The organism is Mitsuaria sp. GD03876 (assembly GCF_029840635.1).
Lineage (GTDB): Bacteria > Pseudomonadota > Gammaproteobacteria > Burkholderiales > Burkholderiaceae_C > Roseateles.
In genome coordinates this window covers 1-18666 of record NZ_JAOCCU010000004.1, presented here as the reverse complement: position 1 = coordinate 18666, position 18666 = coordinate 1, and the positions used below count along the sequence as shown (strand labels likewise).

The 18666-nt window shown below is 62.1% G+C and carries 18 protein-coding genes and 1 pseudogene; 11 read left to right on the top strand and 8 right to left on the bottom strand.

The annotated features are described in order from the left end of the window. Window positions 1–96: 96 nt before the first annotated feature. Window positions 97–3189, bottom strand: coding sequence for a metallophosphoesterase (locus tag N5D62_RS03725; RefSeq protein WP_279756217.1), 3093 nt, complete (start codon window positions 3187–3189; stop codon window positions 97–99). 557 nt (window positions 3190–3746) lie between these two features. On the opposite strand from N5D62_RS03725, the gene N5D62_RS03720 reads away from it, so the two are divergent. Genes N5D62_RS03720 through N5D62_RS03700 form a run of 5 tightly spaced genes read left to right on the top strand, consistent with a single transcriptional unit; the run spans window position 3747 to window position 8369 of the window. Next, window positions 3747–4898 (top strand): ATP-binding protein, encoded by a 1152-nt coding sequence (locus tag N5D62_RS03720; RefSeq protein ID WP_279756216.1) that lies wholly within the window; start codon window positions 3747–3749, stop codon window positions 4896–4898. A 29-nt stretch (window positions 4899–4927) separates the two neighbouring features. Next, window positions 4928–7150 carry a S8 family peptidase gene (locus N5D62_RS03715; protein ID WP_279756215.1) on the top strand — a complete coding sequence of 741 codons (2223 nt, stop codon included), beginning with the start codon at window positions 4928–4930 and terminating at the stop codon, window positions 7148–7150. Beyond that, window positions 7143–7466 carry a DUF3223 domain-containing protein gene (locus N5D62_RS03710; protein ID WP_091728586.1) on the top strand — a complete coding sequence of 108 codons (324 nt, stop codon included), beginning with the start codon at window positions 7143–7145 and terminating at the stop codon, window positions 7464–7466. Before N5D62_RS03715 ends, N5D62_RS03710 begins: the two co-directional genes overlap by 8 nt. A gap of 2 nt (window positions 7467–7468) precedes the next feature. Then, on the top strand, window positions 7469–8005 hold the full coding sequence (locus N5D62_RS03705) for a hypothetical protein (RefSeq protein ID WP_279756214.1): 537 nt from the start codon (window positions 7469–7471) through the stop codon (window positions 8003–8005). A gap of 58 nt (window positions 8006–8063) precedes the next feature. Then, window positions 8064–8369 (top strand): hypothetical protein, encoded by a 306-nt coding sequence (locus N5D62_RS03700; RefSeq protein WP_217648455.1) that lies wholly within the window; start codon window positions 8064–8066, stop codon window positions 8367–8369. A 221-nt stretch (window positions 8370–8590) separates the two neighbouring features. Here N5D62_RS03700 and N5D62_RS03695 read toward each other — a convergent pair whose 3' ends face one another. Further along, window positions 8591–9175: a hypothetical protein gene (locus N5D62_RS03695; protein WP_091728578.1), complete on the bottom strand. Its 585-nt coding sequence runs from the start codon at window positions 9173–9175 to the stop codon at window positions 8591–8593. Window positions 9176–9253: 78 nt separating this feature from the next. Between N5D62_RS03695 and N5D62_RS03690 the strand changes: the two genes are divergently transcribed. Beyond that, window positions 9254–9517 (top strand): helix-turn-helix transcriptional regulator, encoded by a 264-nt coding sequence (locus N5D62_RS03690; RefSeq protein ID WP_091728574.1) that lies wholly within the window; start codon window positions 9254–9256, stop codon window positions 9515–9517. Window positions 9518–9997: 480 nt separating this feature from the next. Here N5D62_RS03690 and N5D62_RS03685 read toward each other — a convergent pair whose 3' ends face one another. Beyond that, a complete protein-coding gene (locus N5D62_RS03685) occupies window positions 9998–10933 on the bottom strand; it encodes a YozE family protein (RefSeq protein WP_279756213.1) in 936 nt (311 codons plus the stop codon). Window positions 10934–11245: 312 nt separating this feature from the next. On the opposite strand from N5D62_RS03685, the gene N5D62_RS03680 reads away from it, so the two are divergent. Next, window positions 11246–11494: a hypothetical protein gene (locus N5D62_RS03680; RefSeq protein WP_279756212.1), complete on the top strand. Its 249-nt coding sequence runs from the start codon at window positions 11246–11248 to the stop codon at window positions 11492–11494. A gap of 74 nt (window positions 11495–11568) precedes the next feature. On the opposite strand, the gene N5D62_RS03675 is transcribed toward N5D62_RS03680, so the two are convergent. Next, on the bottom strand, window positions 11569–11961 hold the full coding sequence (locus N5D62_RS03675) for a hypothetical protein (RefSeq protein ID WP_279756211.1): 393 nt from the start codon (window positions 11959–11961) through the stop codon (window positions 11569–11571). 278 nt (window positions 11962–12239) lie between these two features. Here N5D62_RS03675 and N5D62_RS03670 point away from each other — a divergent pair, with 278 nt between their 5' ends. Further along, a complete protein-coding gene (locus N5D62_RS03670) occupies window positions 12240–13496 on the top strand; it encodes a hypothetical protein (RefSeq protein WP_279756210.1) in 1257 nt (418 codons plus the stop codon). Window positions 13497–13615: 119 nt separating this feature from the next. Here N5D62_RS03670 and N5D62_RS03665 read toward each other — a convergent pair whose 3' ends face one another. Beyond that, window positions 13616–14152 (bottom strand): hypothetical protein, encoded by a 537-nt coding sequence (locus tag N5D62_RS03665; RefSeq protein ID WP_279756209.1) that lies wholly within the window; start codon window positions 14150–14152, stop codon window positions 13616–13618. A 53-nt stretch (window positions 14153–14205) separates the two neighbouring features. Between N5D62_RS03665 and N5D62_RS03660 the strand changes: the two genes are divergently transcribed. After that, window positions 14206–14547: a helix-turn-helix domain-containing protein gene (locus tag N5D62_RS03660; protein ID WP_279756208.1), complete on the top strand. Its 342-nt coding sequence runs from the start codon at window positions 14206–14208 to the stop codon at window positions 14545–14547. A 586-nt stretch (window positions 14548–15133) separates the two neighbouring features. On the opposite strand, the pseudogene N5D62_RS03655 reads toward N5D62_RS03660, so the two are convergent. From N5D62_RS03655 to N5D62_RS03645, 3 genes and pseudogenes are all read right to left on the bottom strand, one after another. Continuing rightward, a pseudogene (locus N5D62_RS03655) lies at window positions 15134–15928 on the bottom strand (magnesium chelatase domain-containing protein); the annotation flags it as partial. Window positions 15929–15952: 24 nt separating this feature from the next. Beyond that, a complete protein-coding gene (locus N5D62_RS03650; protein WP_279756207.1) occupies window positions 15953–16495 on the bottom strand; it encodes a hypothetical protein in 543 nt (180 codons plus the stop codon). A 31-nt stretch (window positions 16496–16526) separates the two neighbouring features. After that, window positions 16527–17045, bottom strand: a complete 519-nt coding sequence (locus tag N5D62_RS03645) for an ImmA/IrrE family metallo-endopeptidase (protein WP_279756206.1) — start codon at window positions 17043–17045, stop codon at window positions 16527–16529. 284 nt (window positions 17046–17329) lie between these two features. On the opposite strand from N5D62_RS03645, the gene N5D62_RS03640 reads away from it, so the two are divergent. Together N5D62_RS03640 and glnK are read left to right on the top strand one after the other, a co-directional pair. Then, window positions 17330–18052, top strand: a complete 723-nt coding sequence (locus N5D62_RS03640; protein WP_279756205.1) for a TorF family putative porin — start codon at window positions 17330–17332, stop codon at window positions 18050–18052. Between the two features lie 62 nt (window positions 18053–18114). Continuing rightward, on the top strand, window positions 18115–18453 hold the full coding sequence (glnK, locus tag N5D62_RS03635) for a P-II family nitrogen regulator (RefSeq protein WP_279756203.1): 339 nt from the start codon (window positions 18115–18117) through the stop codon (window positions 18451–18453). Window positions 18454–18666: the final 213 nt, after the last annotated feature.

The window sequence follows — 18666 nt, the reverse complement described above, 5'->3', positions numbered from 1 at the left end:
ACCTCCCACGTCGCCAGCGGTGGCGTTCTGGAGCCCGCCCACCCCTCGAGGAGCGAAGCCGCCCGCGACTTCGTCCTCGATCTTGAGCCAGCCAATCTAGGTCTTGGTCAGTCTCTTGGCTTTGCGCGTCTTGTAGTCAATGACGTGTTGGGTAGAGATCTGGATCTCCAACTCTTGGAAGACCTGTTGCTTCTCCGCCTCGGAGGTCTTGTACATGTGAATCCGAGTGAACACGATGTAGCGCAGGACGCTTTGTGCAAACGCCTGCTTAGATACGCGGCTGTTGAGGGCCTGCAGCTCGTCGAAGGGAATGCGGCCCGGCGTCTCCAACGAACTGCTCATGGCTACCAACTGGTTGGCGATGGTGTCGTTGCTGTCGACATACCGCTTGATAGCTGGCGCCATGCTCTTGGAACCCACGGCCGAACCAATGCGGCGAATGAACCAGAACGAGAAGCGTCCGATCACCTGAAAGATCCGAACCTTGACGGCGCGTTCCCGGTCGATCGTGTTTGTCGAGCTGAGTTCTTGGATCGCCGCGCCGAGTTCCGCAATGATGTGGTCGGGCACCTCGGAGAAGGCCTCCACGAACACGCGCAGTCCACGCAGGCCTCCCTTGAAGAGTGAGTCGATGAGCTTTTGCTTCGCGTCCGTGTCGATCGTTCCGAAATTGGCCTTCATTGCCATGCCCAACAGCTCGATGCCCTTGATCAAGCCGTTGACTTCGGCCAGGAGCTGTAGCGCCTGGCGTTGCTCATCGGATGCGATCCCCGACTCGAGTCCGCCGTTGGCGGCGTCATCAAAGGTCTGCTCGATATCGTGGTCCTCCACCTGCGCCTTCTCCCGTCCAACCTGGGTGTGCGCTTCGTTGAAGACAAGTACTGGCGCCTTGTCGACCATCTTGTCCAGTGCCTCAGTGTCCTGCTGGAACTGAAGCGGGGCCGTTTCTGCGAACCGAGAGTCAACTGCCTCCCGCAGCGCATCGAAAACGAACTGATCGTTGCTGTGGTGGGCCAGGAACAGCATGGCGTTGCCGTTCTCGCGCACATGCAGGTTCTGGCAGCAGCGCTTGATGAAGCCGAGCGTTTCTTCATTCTGCAAATTCTTGGCGAGGTAGCGGCCAAGGAAGAAGAAGTAGCTGTATGGGTAGCGGAACCCGACCTCGTCACCCAGCTCAATGAATAGATCGGCGTCGAGCAACATGCGCTTGCGATCTTCAAACTTGAGCTCCAGATCGAACTTGGTCTCAAAGGCGGCATGGAAGCTGCGAAGCTCCTTGTCGGACACCTTCTCCTTCTTGACGGAGTGAAGGAACCACGCGAACTGCGAGCAGTAGTTCAAGATCTCGTGCACATGCTCCTGTCGAACGCGCGGCTCCAGCGCCTGCAGGATCATGTACTCGTAGTAGTGACCCAGCGCGCTGTTCTCGAGTTCCCCAGCTCGCCCGACTTCGATGCTCTGCAGCAGGATCAGGACGTAGATGGGGAACGAAGGGACTAGGCCACGTCCTACCACCCTGGAGATGATCTTGTCCGCGTGTTGGGCCTCTTGTTCTGATCGCTTCGTCCGATCGTCCAGACCGAACCACTTGGACACCAACTGGAAGCGCAACCGGAATCCGAACTCGAGCAGCTGCATCTGCACAAAGCTGCGCAGCGAGCTGAAGTCCGCGGTCAACAACGCTTCCTTCAGGTCGAAGGCGGGGTCGACCGTCGCGATGATCTTCAAAAACTGCTTGTCGAAAAATTTGAGCACGTCGGACATATAGCGGTCCGGGAACTCACAACGATCCAAGTTGTCGAGCAAGAGGATGCGCTGCTCGGGCTTGGCTTGAAGCACTTTGCTCGCAGAGTCGGGAGCGTATTGATCGTTGATGGAGCGTTCGAGCAGGCGTTTGAGATCTCGGTCGGATGAGCTCTTCATCGACCGGCCGTTGATATAGACCGGGTAGAGCTCGCGCTCCAAGGCATCGGCGTACAGGCGTTTCAGCAGCGCGGTTTTGCCGCTGCTTTGTTCGCCCTTGACGAGCGTCGACGCCGTGGGTGATGCAAGCTCCTTGGAGAGTTCCTTGCTCGAAACGATAAGCGGGTTCTCTTCGCTGTCGTCTTGCTGCTCCAGCTCGGGGTACACGTACAGGTCAGCCAGGTCGACGTGCTCGCGCCCTTGATGGGAGACGTTGGACCCTAGGTCACTGATGAAGTCCTGCCACTCGGGGTTCAGGTTCACCACGTTGGCCTTGTTCGGCAGTGACAAGGTCAACGGTTGGCGCGTAGCGAGATACGCTGTGCCGTTCCACGCGAATTCGGTGGTCTCAATGTTGTTCGCCTCGAAGTCGATCAGCGAAGCGTTGAAGCCAGACACGTTCGAGTTGTGCCGATCCTGAAGGACGGCGCCCTCCACATATGCCGTCAGGCCCGTTTCGCTGTCCCGATTGGCACCTGCGTTGCTCTCGTGCTCGTGCCCTGTAAAGCAGATCTCTGCACACTCTCGAGTGAAGCGACGGAACTCGCGATACTGATGCGAGGAGATCCAGTGTGCTGGATGGTGCATCAGCAGGATCCGAAGTGCTCCGGTGGGATCCGCACACTGCTGATGAAGCTTGGTCGGGAACCCCAGGCTCCCGGGTGCGGTGCGAAGCTCGCAGCTCCAGGCATTGTTGACACAATGCACATGGAGCGACTTCCCGCCGACGTCGATCTCGAAGGTTCGCCAGATCGGGGAGTGCTTGATCGCGCTCCCAGTCTCGACCTTCTTGGCGAAGTCTTCGTAAGCGTCGAACACACTCACACATTCTTCGACGTCTGTCAGCTCGATATTCGATGCATGCCCGGACTTGAGCGTGTTCAGAACGAGCGTGCGAATCCGCGCTCGTGGTGATTCGAAGTCCGCGTCATGGTTGCCAGGTACGGTGATGACTTCTGGCGGCCGACCATGGCGACTTTCGATGTCGGCGGCGATGCTGTGGATGAAACCCGTCGCTAGGTCGTACTCAGTCGACTTTCCAGACTGGGCGATATCGCCCGTCACGATCAGTACCACGCGCGTGGCCAGCGGCAACAGAGGTTGCACCGCAGCCGCTATCTCGGCAGTGCGCTTGAGCACCGCATCGGTAGGCTCAAAGAAGTGGATGTCCGAGATCTGAATCAAAAGCACACGGGCCGCCGTGCCGGGGGCGGAATCGCCAGACATAGGTCTCCTCCAGACTTGTTTTCTTCATAGTTGCCGACCCGACGGGCGAGCCTTGCCCGTCTTCTGGTCGACCACAGCGCAGATACGCTGAGACCATGAAACTCGCAAGTCGATGTGGCTGCCTGACGCTGTGCAACGACCACGGGCGCGGCCTCAAACGTTCTCCCCTAAGGAGAAACGTATTCGGTCGGCCAATCCCGACATCTGTTTGGCCGCGGCACCTACATGAGGGGTGCGAGGGTGCGGAGGCAGGCTGGGCAACACCCGCTGGGTTGGTCTTCCGCACGGAACTCGTGAGGCAGCCAGCAGACGCTTCGGCAGTCTCTCAACGTTCATCTCATGTCGAGTCGTAGGGCCGCGCGTGGGGTGCCGCTAGCTCTTCGCTTGCGAGGCAAGCACAGAGCGCTGTTGGCTGAGCTCGTCGTGAGCAGGCAGCGCGCGGTCAGCAACGCCTCGCCGGACACGTCATGCGCTCACGTGACATCACGGCAGGTGACAGAACCATCAAACCCTGAGAGAATAACCAGTAGTCCATTAATCTAAGTAGAAAAACCACTGTGAATCAACAAGTTATGAAATCAGTGGACGAAATCGGTGCGATGCTAGACCAGCTAGTCCACGTCACGAAACTTGCGCTCACCGAGCGTGAGGACGATCTGCGTCTGTACGTCGCACGCATGATCAGAAAGCTGCGTTCCTCGCATCCGGACGCCGCCAGCCAGCTCGAAACTGTTCTCAAGACTAGACCTGCTGCGCCAGCGGCGACACCTTTTCGGCGTGGCTCCGCGGCTGCGCCAGATGCGTCGACAGGCGTGCCTGTGGACGAGGAGTCGCGGCTCTCACTGTTCAAGGTGTTCGCGCCTGAACAGACCGACATCGCACCCATCCACGGTGAAGAGATTCGCTCCAGTCTGGAGCAGCTTGTCAATGAGCGACGACTAAGCGCGCAACTGGCGCAGAAGGGGCTGCAACCTACCCGTTCCGCGGTCTTTGTCGGTCCGCCCGGCGTGGGCAAGACGATTACTGCGAGATGGCTAGCTCAGCAACTCAATGTGCCTCTGTTGATCCTGGATCTCACTGCGGTGATGAGCAGCTTGCTTGGCCGTAGCGGGACGAATCTGCGATCTGCGCTCGACTACGCCAAGCGCATCCCTTGCGTCTTGCTGCTGGATGAGATCGATGCGATCGCCAAGCGCCGAAGCGACGACGCAGATGTGGGAGAACTCAAACGGTTGGTGACCGTCATCTTGCAGGAGATTGACGAGTGGCCAAGCACCGGGCTGCTGTTGGCTGCGACAAACCATCCAGAACTGATCGACCCGGCCATGTGGCGTCGGTTTGAGTTGGTCGTGGAGTTTCCAGCCCCCTCACCCAAGGATGTGGAGCAAGCGGTTCAACGCTTCCTTGGCGCTGACGCGACCTACCTTAAGAAGTGGGTGACCACCCTGGCCCTGATGTACCGCGGCGATTCATACAGCGACATCGAGCGCGACTTGAATCGTCTTCGCCGGGCTTTGGCTCTGGGGACAGGGAAAGTTGAGGACGTCGTGCGCCACCTCGTTGCCAGCAAGGCCGGCACGATGGAGCACGCCGATCGAATTCTGTTGGCTGTCGACTTGGTCAAGGTCGGCAAGTTCTCGCAGCATGCTGCCTCAGACCTGACCGGTGTGAGCCGCGACACGATACGGAGTAGGACCGCAAATCCTTAAAGACGGGTAACACCAGGGAGGGTGAGTAGATGCCGAATTTTCTGATCGGACACGGAGAAGCGCTGACTCAGACCATCACGGGTCCATCGCGCAACATCGACAAGGCTGAGGTGTATTCGCTCGACCGGGCGCGCGAGCGGTTGAGCGAGAAGCTCGGCGCCCTGGCCGAGTCGGTGGCGGCGCTTCCTGCGCAGGCCTGCCCCGAAGACATCACGGTCGCCAGGTTCACGCTCAACCCTTCCTACATCGCGCGTTCCTACTTCCCCAAGCACATGTTCAGCGTGCTGGGCATGGTGTCGGTGGGGAGCCGTGCCGTCCGCCTGGTGCCCGAGGCCTGGAAGCGCAAGGTTGAGCCTCACGAAACCTCGACCACGGAGATCTTCGTCGCTGCCAAGCGCAACACGCTCACCCAATTGAACCAGTGGGCGCAGACGCTGCAGGCTGGAACGGAAGAGGCGTTGGACTTTGCGCACCTGGAAACCGTCGCGCCATTCCGATCGGCCGAGCGGTTGCGGGGGGTGATGGGGAATGCACGATCGGACAAGGTGAGGACCTACGAGGTAGGTCTGCACCTGATCCCGAACGACTCCACCCAGCTCATCGAACGATGCTTCGAGGCCTTCGCCTCTGAGCTCGGTGTCGAGATCGAGGATGACCTGACCTTCAACGCGAGCAACCTCTGGTTCGTGCCCGTGCGCGGCACGCAGGCCCAGATTCAGCAGCTCGCAGAGTTCTCTTTCGTCCGTGTGATCCGTCCGATGCCCGTGTTGCGTAGCATCCGGCGAGAGGCTCGGGCGGGATCCGCTCGTCTGCACTGCGAGCTTCCCAACGACGAGCCGCTGTCCGCCGAGCCCCGTGTCGCCATCCTCGACGGTGGGCTGCCGGACTCCCACCCCATCGGTCGATGGGTTCGCAACTACCGCCTGATGGATGAAAAGGCCAAGAGCACCTCCGATGGCATGGAGCATGGGCTCAACGTCAGCTCGTCGTTCCTGTTTGGCCCACTGCAGCCTTCCGGGATCGGACCCGCACCGTACTCGTACATCGATCACCTGCGGGTCGTCGACGATGTGAAACAGGATCCGCTGGAGCTGTATCGCTCGCTGAAGTTCGTGGAAGAAGTCCTGCTCTCCGGCGCCTATGAATTCATCAACCTGAGCTTGGGACCGGCGTTGCCCGTCGAGGATGACGAGGTGCACGCTTGGACGTCCGTGATCGACGACCTTCTGAGCGACGGGAAGACCTTCATGACCGTTGCGGTGGGCAACACCGGTGAAGACGAGGACGCGGCTGAGGCACGGATCCAGGTTCCGTCGGACTGCGTCAACGCTATTGCTGTCGGTGCGGCGGATAGTCCTTCCGCAGGCTGGGCTCGCGCTCCTTACAGTGCAATCGGGCCGGGTCGCAGCCCCGGCGTGATCAAGCCGGATCTGCTCGCCTTCGGCGGCGGCGCGGAGCGATATTTCCACGTCCTCACGCGCGGATCGCGGCCAACCTTGGTGCCTGAGTTCGGCACCAGCTTCGCGGCGCCCTACCTGCTGCGCAACGCCGTCGGAGTGCGCGCCGTGCTGGGCAACGCGTTGTCGACGCTCGCCATCAAAGCGCTGCTGGTTCACGCCGCGGATCCGAGCGAGCACGACGTGGGCGAGGTCGGCTGGGGCAAGATTCCTGAAGACCTCATGGACATCATTTCCTGCCCGGATGGGGTTGCACGCGTCGTCTATCAAGGTGAGCTCAAGCCGGGCAAATACCTGCGCGCCGCGCTGCCGATCCCGGCGGGTGGCCTGAAGGGGCGCATCGAACTCTCGGCGACCTTCTGCTACGCATCCCCAACGGATCCGCAGGACTCGGCCTCATACACGCGCGCCGGTCTGGAGGTTGTTTTCCGGCCGAATTTGACGAACGTCAAGGAAGGCAAGCAGGCGGCGGAAACCCACTCGTTCTTCGCCCGCGCGAAATACGCGACCGAGCATGAACTGCGCGCCGACCAAGGCAAGTGGGAAACCGTGATGCACAACAAGGTCGGCAAATTGGGCAGCAGCCTCGACCAGCCGGTGTTCGACATCCATTACAACGCGCGGACGGCGGGCGGCACCGCAAAGCAGCCGCCGAAGATTCCCTACGCCCTCGTGCTGACGGTCAAGGCGCCGAAACATCCGGATCTCTACAACGACATCCTTCGCTCGTATGCCAGCCATCTCGTGCCCATCCGACCGAAGCTCGTGGTGCCGGTGAGGACGCGCAATGGCTAAGAAACCCTTCAGCCTGGCCAACGGAAGAAGTTGGTCGACGCGCCAGGAGGCCATCGCGCACTTCACGGAGATGCTGGGACGCTACAAGGTAGACGAGACGGTCCCACAAGGCACCGACCACGACGACCTGTTGGCCTTGCTCCAGCACTACGACCGGGATGTGCCGCAAGGTCAGGAGACGAAGATCGGCATCGGCGTGGAGCGCTTTGCCAAGGGGCAATGCCGCGGCGAGGGATTCACGCGGCCATGCTTCTTCGTGCACCGTGCCGATGGGAGTTCTGACGACTTCAGCTTCATCAAAGCCGTCAGGTCCTGATCATGATCGACCTCCAGACTCGCATCGATTTGAGGCGGGAGTCATTGGCCGAGCTCAAGGCAGAGTACGCCGAACTGTGGGACTCTTGGAAGGTCGTTGAATCCAAGGCCCAGCCGATCGCCGCCCTGGCTGGGGTCTTTCTTGCCGGTGCGTTCGCGTATGTGGGGCAGCTCAAAGGAGCGAGCACGGCGGAGCATGTGATCTTGCTCACGATCGTGGCGCTCCTGATCGCCGGCATCGTCTTCGCCTTGAGCGCCATCTGGATCACCGATGTTTCGTCCCCGTATCTGAGTTCAGAAGGCATCGACGAGATCGATGACCTGCTGGGTGCGAGTGCGGACTCGGCCGAGCTCCAGCTGCGGCGGGAGCGGATGATCCAAGCCGCGATCAAGCGCTGGACGGGTGCGTGCAACGAGACAAGGTCGGCTCTCGTCAACAAGCGCCAGCTGCTCAACCACTGCCTGCTGACGCTGTGCAGCGCAGCGGGCTTTTGCGTGCCGCTGGTGCTTCTGATGATCTACGGCCGAACCGGCAACTGAAGAGAATTTCGGGGAGGACAAGATGCGCTGCTCAAACAAAACCTGCGCGCTGGACGCCATGGACGGTGCCAACTACTGCGAGCTTCACCTGAAGCTCAAAGGCGCGCCACGGCCAGGGGTCGATACCGCGCGCTCAGCCGCGGGTGGACGGATTCAAGAAGGCGCCGAGAAGGGCGGTACCTCCTCGGGAGCTGGCGCCCGCAGGCCGGCGTTCCGGCGGCCAACCGAAAACCCCACGCTGCTGGGTAAGGCGACGTCGATCAAGGTCGAGAGCGTTGCTGCCAAGCGGATCTCCGGCAAGGGAGAAGCTCACAGTTCGGCGAAACCGACGCGCTCGCCGACGAAGGATCGCAGCAAAGGTTGAAGGCGCGACACGCAACTTTTCAGTGTCCAGGCAGTCTGGAGGTTGGCCCGCGTTTCACCGGACATGATCGCTCCGTGCCGCTGAACTCAGGCAACGTGGCCCGAGACAGCTGATCATCGAGTCCCCTTCCCAGGCTGGCTGGTCGATCACGCAATCACCACTGCGGAAGCTCGAGAGCCGCGCTGACTCAACGGCGCGTGCCACGGCAGCACACGAAAGGTTCAATCGCCAGCCTGCTGGAGGGCCGCCACCCCGAGCGCGTTGATCTGTGCTGCCAACTCGCCGAGGCGCGCCTGTGGGCCAATTCGGAAGCCAACAAAGTACCAGGCCACGCTACCGAGGATGAACCCACCGATGGCGCTCCAGAAGGCGGCGAAGATCCTGTTGTCCAGCCGCGTGGCGGGAGAGGCGAAAGCAAGCAGGGCCAGGACGAGGCAAGGAGCGAATGCCCAGATCAAGAAGCTCTTCCCCTCGGCCACATCCAGTCGCCAACTGCGAAGTGACTGCCCCAGCACCATGATGTCGCAGGCCACTTCACCGGTCGTGTGATTCATCGCGCCAAACATCACGCCATCAACCTGCGCAGACGGAGCGCCGTACACGAGAGAGACGCGGTGGCCGGGTCGAACGGCGATGCCAAGGCCGGCGGAGCGCATGAAGCTCTCTTTGCCCTCGCTATCGAGCAACCAGAATCCGCCCTTTTTGCGTGGCGCGCCGGTAGAGCCGGAGGGGTCGAGCACGGTGCCCGACATGGTGGCAATGCGGATGCTCTGGCCATTGGCGAGCGCAGCTTCTTTGAAGTTCATGATCGCTTGACTGAATGCGTGGCGATTGTGACTTAAAAGCGGGTGACGTATAGGCGATGGGTGTGAAGACTTCCACACGTGTCCACACCTCGTCACCAGCCCAAGGAGATTGCCGTCAGCGCGCGTGAGCAGCTGGCGCTCAATCTCATCCGGCTGCGAGCACAAAAGGGGTGGTCACAGGAAGCGCTCGCGTTGGAGTGTGGGCTTCATCGCACCTTCGTCGCTCATGTGGAGCGGCTGCGCAGGAATGCGTCGCTGGACAACATTGAGCGCATGGCGCAGGCCCTTGGGGTACCGATACGCGACCTCTTTGCGCCGGTGTTCCACGAGCAGCGGCAATGACGTAATCGCGTGATCGCGCGCTCAACGCGGCGACACGGGTGAGTTGCCTAGTTCAACGCCCGATCTACCTGCTGAGCCTGCCTGCCACGGCCGCACCGACGCAGGTGATCGTGGTCCCAGGCGCAAAGCAGAGTCCGAGAGCGAACACGGCAAAGCCCACGGCCAGGGCTACATAACAGAAGCGCTCGCGTACGCGAGGCGACAGAAGCTTGAGCACCGCCACGACAAGCGGCTCTCCCTCAGCGACATTTGAACGGGAGGGGCGGGACGTGTCCCCGCTGGCTTGCGTTTTCATATGACTCCGTGCTTCTCGGCGTTTGCGATACGTAAGACGTACCTCCCTCGCTCGAGGGCTGCCACTCAGAAATGCTGCGGAGACGAATCTGCCATCCTTGGCACGAGTCCCCCGTCATGTGGGTCCCGTCCCTTGATTGAAGTTCGAGCTGGCGGCGGCATGCCGCCAGCCTTGGGTCTGGAAGGTCAGCGCGAGAACTCGCTGCCCTCGATGCCGTCGTAGAACCAGGGGCCCACCCTGAGGGTCAAAGACCGATGCTTGCGCATCAGCGTTGCGCCCAGCTTCGGCGAGGCGTGACGGGAGAAGTCGAACTCGTACCCGTAAGCCCCGTCACCGCTGTGGCCGGTCAGTTCAATCGGTTCGACGTCGACCAGTTCCTGCGCCTCTTCACGGGAAATCTTGAGCTCGGCGGCCAGTGCATCCGCGCGTGTCCACGCCAGGCGATCCCCACCCTTGAACTCGCGCCAGGCTTGTCGCAGTGCCTTCTTCACATGCGAGCCGCAGATGTCGAGGTGTTCTTCGAGCTCGCGACGGGTCGCCAAGCCGATGGGGAAGGCAGCGTCGCGAAGGATGTCGCTGGCTAAGTCACCGACCGGATCGTTGCGACGGCGCTGATGGTCCAGCCAACGATGGAACGGCGACCTCGCAGCCTCCCGCGCGTCGCGCGCGGCCGTCGCCAGGGCGGACAGGATATTGGGAGCCGCTTGAGGCCGAAAGTTGAGCCCGCGCTCGTCCCTGGTCAGCGCGTTCCAGCTTGCCAAGTCTCGAAGGAACCGCTCCCCGTCCTTCCCATCAGCGTGGTGGCTGACGGGTAGCAGGTGGTCGTGCGGCCAGAAGACGTCGCAGCGCGCGCAGTAGCACTGCGATGGATCGGTTTCACGAATGTCCCCGTGCAGGTAGTACCGGATGCTGCGAGGTGACTCAGGCTGTGGAGTTCGAGCGCGAGAGGCAAGTACCTCCGCGCTGTTGCTGTGCTTGGCCAGTAATGACCAGTTAGCAAAGCCGTTTTTGACCGCGACGCGATCCAGCGCTTCGCTGTGGGGGATGGAGGCCTCGCGGCCGAGCTTCTTGGCTTCCCTGCGGAAGCGCACGAGTTGGGTGGGAGGGAAGGACATAGTCATGGCTTGACTCCGCGGTCGCGGCAGCTCAGATGCGCCCACACACCGAGCCGGCGGCGACCAGTGGATGGTCAAAGCCTGTCTCGTCATCTTGAAGATCACGCTGTCGATACGACTTCGCCTCGTGGGCGGGCTGGCCGGCGTGCGGGCCATGGACTGAGGATATCAGACTTTGCCTGCCACCCTGCTTGGCTGCCCGGCCGCGTGGGTCAGTAAAAACACTAGATGTAGGGTCTTGAACTCAAATTCTCCACTACCTATAGTGGTTGAACTGGATTTAATCCCAGCCTTCAGCCCGTTTCGTTAGGAGCCTTCATGAGCAAGAACACCAAGCAGACCTCCCCTCGGGTGGCCTCTCTCGCTGGCAAGACACTGCAGAGCGATTCCGCCAGTGCGCTGCAGCGTTCGCTGGCGGGTTCCGCACTGCGCCAAGCCGGCTCAGCAGCGCAGACCGGAGCAAAAACGGAAGCGAAAGCTGGCGGTGCGCTCGACAATGCGCGGTCATCCACTACGACGAAGACGCTAGTTGCCACCGTCGTGGTGCAGTCGAACCGCAAACGCTGATTACTCGCGTTGCCGGCGATGCGAAGAAGGGCATAGCGACCTGCGCGCAGATATCGCTTCACGCTGCATGAAGGTCATCGCGTCTCAAATGGCCTGGGATCGCAAGAGGCAGAGGGGCGGCTAAGCGATTTTGGAGCTGTAGGCGATGAGCAGGGCGCTAAATGTTCTGTCTCTGAAGATGGCTCGACCTCGGTACTCACGTCGGGTTCTTCAGACGGAAGTGCGTCCTTCAGATCTGCGGGGAGGAATGAGCCGACCTGGCCCTCCTGCAACTGAACCAAGAGCATGGCGTTGAACTTGTAGACGCGCACATTGAAGTCGTCAGATGAACGCTTCAAGGCACGCACCCGTTCCGGCGTTGGTTGCTTGATCGTGACGATCGCCAAGCGGTGCAATTCCCGCAGCCCACCAACGATCTCGTCCTCGAGCATCTGTCGAGCAGATGATCCGAAGTACATCAAGGTCATCACGAGGTTTCGATTGAGGCTCTCGTTCCAATCGGCGACAGCTTCTCAATACTTCGCTCGCGCGTTGCGAATTTCCACTTTGGCGGCTCCGTCGAGAGCGCCCTGAAGGTTCCTCAACCGAAAGAGTATGCGGTCTATGAGTCGGCTGAGGTCTTGGTACGACGACATGGCCTGCGAAAGCTGTTCCTGTTTCCGCTTGGAAAGGTCCTCTCGCTCCCAAGACGACTGTTGGTACAGATGGGTAGCTGCAGGCTCGCTTCGCTGGATTTCGAGGGAGCATGAAGGTTATGACGAAATTAAACAAGCCTGAAGGGATGCCGCTTGTCATGGCATTCAGCGCCCCGCTGAAGCTCATCACAAAAGATGCGGGCGACCAGTGGAACCCAACCCTGGAGGACATCAACCGCTCCACATACGACTACTTGAAGCTGAATCGGGCTAGCGGCTTCATCGATGGCGGCGTTGCACCCTACATGATGCTCGTTGGATTCGACGGCAGCCTTGCTATGCCGGCTTTGCCAAAGTTTGCCCAACCGGACGTCGCGCTGAAGATCTTCAACCGCGTATTCCTCGAAATGCTGCTAGGTGGCATCTATACCGAGGGCGCTGCACCCGCCGACATTTGCCCAGGCGTCCTTTTTCACACCGGCTACATCCGAATGCTGAGCGGCGCTAGCCGAAATACATCGTTGCACTCCGGACTTCGCGACAAGAGCGCGAGCGTGAGCGACAACATCGTGCTGTTACGTCAAATGCCCGTCACGCTTGCGGCCCTCGACGCTGCTATCAAACGTGGCCGGAAGATCCTTGCGCAATGCGAGCCTCTGGGAGCCGAGATCGCGCTAGCTGGTACGACCCACTATGTTGCGGGTGCTCTGGCCGAGGCGCTTACATGCCTCTGGACATCGATTGAGCAGATCGTCAGCCGTATCTGGCGCGCTGAAGTAGAGGCAACTAGCCAAGGTGACGAGATCCCAAGCCGCGGCGGCTTTCTGAAGGACTATCGAGTCTGGACAACTTCCGCACGCATCGAGCTGCTATTCCAGAAGGGGCTCATCATGGCCGAGACTTATCGTCACCTCAATCTCGCCCGCAAGGCCCGTAACGAGTTCATTCATCGCGGAACGCAGCCAGACCTGATTAATGCAACGGCAGCGCTACAAGCGTTGTTTCAGCTCATGTCCGCGTGCGCCTCCGGCTACAAAAACATCCGGCTCCTCGATGCACCTTGCCAGCAAATAACGTCGCGATGCATGCGGAGGCCTACCACAGATGAGGAACGCAACTTGCAGCCAACGTATTGGAGAGACGTCGCACGCGTCCCTGGAGAATCTCAGTTCAAGGGCACGTACGAGCCGTTCGACTTGAAGCTAGAGCCGATTTCCTCTTTCGATCCAGCACGCGCAGCCAAGGACAGACGCGAGCGGTCCAAGATCGATGAGGGAGCCTCGCTCAAACGGCCAGCCTCCTCTGCGCCAATCAAAAACACGGGCACAAGACCTCGAAAATCGCCCCGCAAAGGCAACCAGGCATAGCCACCGAACGGGTGGAGCGTGGGAACGTTGACGAACTTTCGATGCAAACCTAAGGTTTGTACGGCGAGGCGACGGCAGCCCTGATTCGTCACTAAATGAAGGGGCCATCGATCCTGCGACTATTTGCGCTTCAGAAACCAGTGGATCAGCTCTCGCCTAGCGCGCCAAAAGGCGTCGGCCTCTTGCTCCAGCGACTCTTCGACAGTCTTCAGAAAGCGCTTGCCGCCCCAGCGATCCACTGTCTGTTCCATTAACGCTACGAACACGTTGTTGTCGGCTGCTATCGACGCGAAACCGCGCGGCCACAGGTGCCGGTCCAGGTACGCGCCGGCAACCGCGTTTCTCAGCCGGCCTAAGCGGTCCCAACGCTTGTCTTCCGACACCCAGGATAGCCGCAGTTCGATTAGCCCCCAGTCGTCGTCACTGAGCGTCGAGTCGGACACAGCCGTGTGGAGCGGCTCTAAGGTCATCTGCAGCAGCTCCCCGACGCTCCTCGAGCCGCGGCCCAGTGCTCGGGCGAAGGCGTGCAAGGAAAAAGACTGGGCAAACGCCACGTTGCCGACCTGTCCGAGTTGGAACAGATCGTAAAGGCCGGCGATCAGGCTGGTCTTAGGGAGAGCAGTCGGTTGACCGATCCGGTCGAAGTCCACCTCCACCCCGACCACTTCCGCGCGTTCTATAAAATGCGATATTCTGGATAATGCGTTCTATGAAAAGCACGATCGCTCCTGCATTCCCTCCTCCGCCCGCAGTAGCGGACTTGGCCGCTCAGCTGGGCAAGCGCATTCGCGCGGCTCGCATTCGGCGCAAGTTACGCCAGCAGGACCTAGCCGACCGAGCCGGCCTAAGCCGCACGGCCATCGAAGCGATTGAGTCAGGCAAGCTCTCGACCGGCCTCGGAACCTATCTCCGTGCTTTGTGGGCGATGGGCTTGGCCGACGGCCTGGACTTGGTAGCCGACCCGGGGTTGGACCGCGACGGGCTGGCCCTGGAACTCAACGCGCAAACCATGCGAGTGCAGGTGCAGAGAAAGGTCGACAACGACTTCTGAGGGCGAGCGAACCAGCATCGAAGCGCCAGATGAGCGATGACTCTCGGACGTCGACGCTCACTGTCAGCTTGTGCCACCACCGTTGCTCCGGCTTCGCGTTCCAAACGGGCAACTGCCATCCGACGTAGCGTCGGCGAATCTTCGGCCACAACAAACTTCACACTTCCTCCCGGTGAGACACGAACCATGTTCGAGTCCTCCGTGCGTGCACAGCGGCTAAACGTTCGATGACACGAGGGGTGTTGGAGCCGTCCTGCCTAGGTAGTTTGCGGACGGCACAGCGAACGAAGGCTAGGCGGATCGCTGATTCAGCCGCCTGGCTGTGTTCGAAGAAGCGAGATTCGGGCACCTTGGCCGATTTGGTCGTCGCCGGCGTGGATGTGGGGGCGCGCCTGTAGGGGCTACCGCCCCCCTTCCCCTGCAGCACAAAAGCTCCTGCTGCCTCCGACGCAGAGCCGCCGACCGTACGCTCGGGCAGCCGCCGTCTTCGTCTCCGGGCGGTTGTGGAAGAAAGCTGTCGGGAACCGAACTCTGAGTCGCATCAATTTCGATGCAGTCGCATTTATTCAAACTTGCGACACCGGGCCCACAGCGACGGGCGGAACTGCCCGTTGGCGCTGAGCAGCGCCGCCGACTCCAGCGCCTCGGCCTCCGACAGCGGCGGCAGCAGCGTGGGCAGTCGCTGCGCCAGCATCGACTTGCCGGTGCCCGGCGGGCCGACCAGCAGGATGCTCAGGCCACCGGCCGCGGCGATCTCCAGCGCCCGCTTCGGGCCGGCCTGGCCCTTGATGTCGCGCAGGTCGACCGGCGTCTCGCCTGGCGGCGGCGGATCGCGCTGCACGCGCGGCAACGGCTTGTCGCTGCGGGGCTGGAGGGCGTTCACGAGGTCGAGCAGGTGAGCGGCCTCCCGCACGACCAGCCCCTGCACGAGCGCCGCCTCGTCGGCGCAGCCGCGCGGCAGGACCAGCTCGCGGTCGAGCTTGGCGGCGCGCAACGCGAGCGCCATCGCCAGCGCGCCCTTCACGGGCCGGAGCTCGCCGGACAGGCCGAGCTCGCCGGCGCACTCGAGGTTGGTCAGCAGCTCGGCGTCGATCTGGCCGCTGGCCGCGAGCAGCCCGAGCGCGATCGGCAGGTCGAAGCGCGCGCCTTCCTTGGGCAGGTCGGCCGGCGACAGGTTGACGGTGATGCGCTTGTTGGCGGGGAACTCGAGACCACTGCTCTGCAGCGCGGCGCGCACGCGCTCGCGGGACTCCTTGACCTCGAGGTCGGCCAGGCCGACCAGCGTGAAGCTGGGCAGGCCATTGGCCAGGTGCACCTCGACCTCGACCGCCACGGCCGACAGGCCGTCGAGCGCGCGGCTGTGAATGATGGAGAGGGACATCGCCACGGTGATCGCGGGGCTCGTTCAGCGTTTGGGCAGGCCCTTGAGCACCGTCGCGATCGCGTCGGTCGTTGCCTTGAGCAATTCCACTCCGGGAAGATTGGTCCCTTCACGCTTGTCCCCGGTGTCGTCCTTGACTGCATCTCCGGGTACGGACAGGGAAAACGTGGCGCGAATCAATCCCAGGGTCAGGACGACGTCGGCGACCAACAGCAGCGAGAGGACCGTGACGACAGTCGGTGGCCAATCCCTCGATGCCTCTTGCTGTGCTGCACGAGCGGCTGCCGGCACAGCGCCGCCGCCGGGATTCGATGCCCGCCTGGCACCGGCTTCCTGGTGCGAAGCGCCGTGCGCGCCGGCGAGGAAAGTCGTGATCACGTCGCGAAGACATACGGTCAGCAATGCCACGACAAGAAGCGCCAGCCCAAGTGCGAGCGATCGAAAGACAAGCCTTGCGCGAGAGTCGACGGATTCCCTTCGAGAACTCGGCTTCGCGAGCGGTTCAGGCGCATCGACAAGGGGGGCCGCCGACAGGTCGGGCGGCTTTGTTGAATCCAGGTCAGACATCAAGGCATCTCCATCGGGGCGATTGGCCCCTTCACCTGCTGCGTCGCCACTGGTCGTACCGATAGAGCACCACGCTCTCCGGCACATCGAACGCCTCCACGATCCGTTCCAGACTCGCCATCCATCCGCTGGTGAAGCACCAGCGCAGGGCATCGGTGGGAACCAGGAGCGTGGCGGCAAACTGGTTGGCCGCGCGGTCTCTCGGATCGGGCGCGTTGTTGCCGAAGGAACCCCACGCCTCGAGAGGCGGGAATCCGTGGCCGAGCACGATGTGGCCGAGTACGTGGGCGATCGTGAAGCGCTGGATGTGCGGGGTGTCGCATTCCTTGAAAGCGATGCAGACGCGTCCCTGGTCGTCGGTACACACCTGCGATTGCTCGGTGGCCCGCAGGTACACCAATCGGATACCGAGTCGCTGTGCGATACGCCCCGGGAGGATGGGCATCGCGTCATCCCAGTACTTCGCGATGAGCCAGTCCGCCGCGACTCCCGGCGCAACGCCCGACAGATCGATCGGCGGCTTCGCCAGCATCGCGGCATTCCCCTGCATCCCCATCTCCTTCGCACCCATCCTGTTCATGAGCCTGGCAGTGTCCCCAGCCGCCGGTTTCACGCCTAGCACCCTGTTGGGGCGTTTCCAGGGTTAACCACTCCCCCTCCCGCGCCTGCTTTTGGTGCGTCTTGATGCTTGACGGGGCGACTCCCCCCGCCTTTCGGGGTGGCGTGAGCCGGATTGGGGCTCCTTCGAGGGGCAACCGTTCGCTTGGCACAAAAGCTGCAAAGCCTCGCCCAAGCAGTCGCCCCGAGTCGCCCAACCATCAGGAGCCCCCGCGCATGAAGCCCTCCGTCGCCGTCCGCGCCGCCGCCATCGCCCTCGTCGCCGCCACCGCCCTCCCGGCGCTGGCCCAGGAGGCCAACCCGCTGTCCTTCAACGTCAGCGTCACCTCCGACTACCGCTATCGCGGCATCTCCCAGACCCGGCTCAAGCCGGCGCTGCAGGGCGGCGTCGACTACGCCCACTCCAGCGGCTTCTACATCGGCGCCTGGGCCTCCACGATCAAGTGGATCAAGGACGGCGGCGGCGACGCCAACGTCGAGATCGACACCTACGCCGGCTACAAGACCGAGGTCGGCGGCGGCGTCACCGTCGACGTCGGCTTCCTGCGCTACAACTACCCGAGCAACAAGCTCCCCACCAGCGCCAACACCAACGAGCTCTACGGCGCCGTGTCCTACGGCCCGGCCACGCTGAAGTACTCGCACAGCGTCAGCAACCTGTTCGGCTTCGCCGACTCCAAGAACAGCGGCTACCTCGACCTGAGCGCCACCTTCGACGTGGGCAGCGGCTTCACCGTGACGCCGCACATCGGCCGCCAGACGGTCAAGCACAGCAGCGACTTCAGCTACACGGACTACGCCCTGACGGTGAACAAGGACTTCGAGGGCTTCACCTTCGGCCTGGGCGTCGTCGCCACCAGCACCGACGCCTACATCGGCGGCAAGGGCAAGGACCTGGGCAAGAACGGCGTCGTCCTGTCGGTCAAGAAAGTCTTCTGAACCCCCATCCGGGACGGGCCCAGCACCGCCGTCCCGCGCGCCCGCATCGAGGAGAAAACGTCATGAAACTGATCACCGCCGTCATCAAGCCCTTCAAGCTGGACGAAGTGCGCGAGGCCCTGAGCGCCATCGGCGTCCAGGGGCTGACCGTCACCGAGGTCAAGGGCTTCGGCCGCCAGAAGGGCCACACCGAGCTCTACCGCGGCGCCGAGTACGTCGTCGATTTCCTGCCCAAGGTGAAGATCGAGGCGGCCGTCGCGGAAGGCGTCGTCGAGCAGGTCATCGAGGCCATCGAGAAGGCCGCGCGCACCGGCAAGATCGGCGACGGCAAGATCTTCGTCTCCCCGCTGGACCAGGTGATCCGCATCCGCACCGGCGAGACCGGCCAGGACGCGCTCTGACCCGCGCCTGATCGACCCCGACCCCGCCGCGGCCGCCGAGGGGAGGCCGCTCCCGCCGATCCCCAAGATCCAACGAAGAGAGTCCCGATCATGAAGAAACTTCTCGCCTGCCTGGCCCTGGCCGCGGCAGCCTTCACCAGCCTGGCCCCCGCGGCCATGGCGCAGGACGCGGCCTCCGCGCCGGCCGCCACCGCCAGCGAGACCGCGGCCCCC